This is a genomic window from Aphanothece hegewaldii CCALA 016, assembly GCF_003007785.1.
GTDB classification, from domain to species: Bacteria; Cyanobacteriota; Cyanobacteriia; order Cyanobacteriales; family Microcystaceae; genus Chroococcus; species Chroococcus hegewaldii.
On sequence record NZ_PXOH01000084.1, the window covers coordinates 1 to 3,252 of the forward strand.

General features: G+C 44.3%; 1 protein-coding gene. It reads left to right on the plus strand.

From position 1 onward, the window contains the following. Positions 1-3,252 (plus strand): Ig domain-containing protein (locus C7H19_RS24925; RefSeq protein WP_146136601.1); only part of this gene is annotated, 3,252 nt, incomplete at both ends.

Here is a 3,252-nt window from a genome sequence, read left to right on the forward strand (position 1 = left end):
TAGAAGCCGACCATTACGAACTACAAGTTTCCAACCAACTTCAAAGCAACGCGGGAATCGCCATAGAACAAGTTTACCAAGTCGATTTTACCGCCGTTTCCGACTTTACACCCTTTGTCGATCTTCAATTCATCAATACTCGTTCCGACCGAGCCACCCAGACCATTTCCTTCGACGTATCTCTAACCAACAAAACAGCTTACGACGTACAATTGCCTCTCGTCTTGCTGCTCGACCCTTCCCCTACCGCCACAGGATTACCCCAGGGAGCCATCCAGACCGAAAACGGTTACTATTTAATTGATTTAAGTCAAGAACTCCCCGACGGTCGTTTACACCCAGGTCAATCAATTATTGACCACACCGTCACCATCTACAATCCCGATGCTCTACGCTTTGATTTTGAACCCGCCATCTTAACCCTGCCTTACGCCAATGCGGCGCCAATTTTTACCTCAACCCCCATCACCACCGCCGTTATTGGACAGCCCTACACGGCTCAAGTTAGTGCGCTAGATCCCGATGGCAGCCTTCTAGGATACTTGCTTTATACGGCACCACAGGGAATGACCATTGATCCCGTCACTGGAATCATTAGCTGGATACCTACTGCTAACAATCCAGGGATCTCCGAAGTCGTTTTACAAGCTTATGACACCCGAGGCGGTCGCAACACCCAAACTTTTACCATTAATGTAGCAGGTGGCAACCAAAAACCCGTTTTTGCCCCTCTACCTGCTTTAATTAGAGGTCAAGAGGGTCAACCTTTAGTTATTACGATTAACGCCACTGATGCCGAGAGTAGCTCACTTTTATATTGGGCTGACCATTTGCCATCAGGTGCCAATTTTGACCCAATTCAACAAACTTTAACATGGATTCCTGATTTTGTCTCATCAGGAACTTATGAAAATGTTACCTTTATTGTTAGCGATGGAAGTCAGCAAAATACCCAGAAAACGACCCTTTTAATTGCACCGAGTAACCAAAAACCTATATTATTGCGTCCTAAAGAAAGAACAATCATCGAAGGAGATTCGATTAACCTTCAACTTCAAGGTAGTGATCCTGATGGACAACAACTCAGTTATTATGGAAACTTACTGCCAGGCGGTAGTTTCCTTGATCCCAATACAGGAAACTTTACTTGGACACCAGGATACTTCCAAGCGGGTATACACGAAATTTCCTTTAGTGTTAGCGACTCTGAATACATCACTACACAAACCACTCAAATTACCGTTCTCAACGCCAATGCTGCCCCCATTTTCGACTCATCGTTAGAAAACTGGCAAATCGCTGAAGGACAAACTCTACGATTCCGTGCTTTTGCTTTTGACCCCGATAATCCAGGTTTCGTTCCACCAGAACGCATGGCAGAAGGACAGTTAACCTTACTTGAAGGTAGCGAACCATCGGTAACTTATACGGTTTCTAACCTACCATTTGGGGCTAGTTTTGATCCAGATACCGCTATCTTTAGTTGGACTCCTGATTTTGCCTCGGCAGGGACTTATAATATTACTTTTAGTGCCACCGATAACGGCAATGGATTAGCTCCAAAAACAAGCACGATTACTGTTCCTCTGATTGTTCGTGATCTTAATCGCTCTCCTGAAATCGTAGCAATCAGCAATCAAACTCTGCAACGTGGTGAGATTTTAGATCTCATTTTAGCCGCATCCGACCCCGATGGACACCCCATCACCCTGACGGCAACTGGAGTTGGCGGTTTTGGTTTACCCGATTTTGCCACCTTAATCGAGCTTGGGGATGGAACAGCTAAATTACACCTGGCGCCTAAAATGGGAGATCGCGGGAACTATCCTATTAGTTTTAAAGCCACTGATTCTCTTAATGAAACGGATGAATTTACTTTTATCGTTTCGGTTCAATCACTTAATGAAGCCCCGCAAATGGGCTACATTGGTAATCAAGTCGTACTGGTTGGAACTCCAGTAGCATTAACGATTAATGTTAGCGATCTTGACCTTGAAGCACTAATATTTAGTACTAATGGACTACCCGAAGGGGCAATTCTAACTCCAACGACTGTTTACGGGCAAGCGGTCTTACAGTGGACTCCTACTGCAACGGCTCTTGGAACACATCCTATTACAATTACAGTAACAGATCACGGGAACGGTAAGAATGAACAAAAACTGAGTACTGAGCAAACCTTTAACTTGGTCGTGCGTCAGACTAATAATGCTCCCGTTTTGTCTACTTTACCAGACCAGACTGTTACTGAAACAGAAATTCTTTCTTTAATGCTATCGGCTACCGATGTTGATGGCGACCAACTAACTTATAGCGCTACTAATTTACCAGAGGGTGCTGTTCTTAACCCCCAGACGGGACTGTTGACTTGGCAGCCTAGCTTCTGGGCAGCCCGCACCTATAATAATATACAATTCACCGCCAGCGATGGAAATCTGAGCAGTACTCAAAACTTTAAGGTTCAAGTGATCAATCGCAACCGTCCTCCTGTTTTGGCTCCCTTATCTCTGCAGTCGGGACGAGAGGATACATCCATGCAATTCTTCTTGGCGGCAGGTGATCTTGATCTCGATTCCATCACTTATTCAAGTTTATCTGATTTACCAGCAGGTGCAACTCTTAATGCTCAAACGGGTGAATTTAGCTGGAAACCCAATTATACTCAAGCTGGCAATTATCGCCTCAAATTTGCGGCTACTGACTCAGGAGGTGCAAAGGATGTTCAAGAAGTTGTAATAAATATTAATAATGTTAACCGAGCGCCCAGTTTAACCGTTTCTCAGAAAATTGTGGCACTTGGTGAGACTTTGAACTTTGCCTTGCTCGGTAGTGACCTCGATGGTGATACACTAACCTACAGTGCTACTAATCTTCCTTTTGGTGCAACACTAAATCCCCAAACTGGAGTGATTAATTTCCAGCCTACTCCTGGACTTGAGGGTGAATATCTCGTTTCTTACAGGGTTTCTGATGGACTGAAGACGACCGAGAAAAATAACTTGCTTAAAGTTGAAACTACTCCAACCCTGCCTTCTGTAATTGTTGATTTAACTCCCAGTTTTCCCGCTTTTCCAGGACAGCCCGTTATTATTCGTGTTTTAGGGGATAGTTTTACTGATATTACCCATCTTTCTGTTGCTGTTAATGGTCAATCATTAGAACTCGATGAACTCGGACGAGCAACCTTTGTTTCTCCTGTAACAGGTCGCTTTGAAGTTAGTGCTACAGCCATTGATGCTGCAGGACGTATTG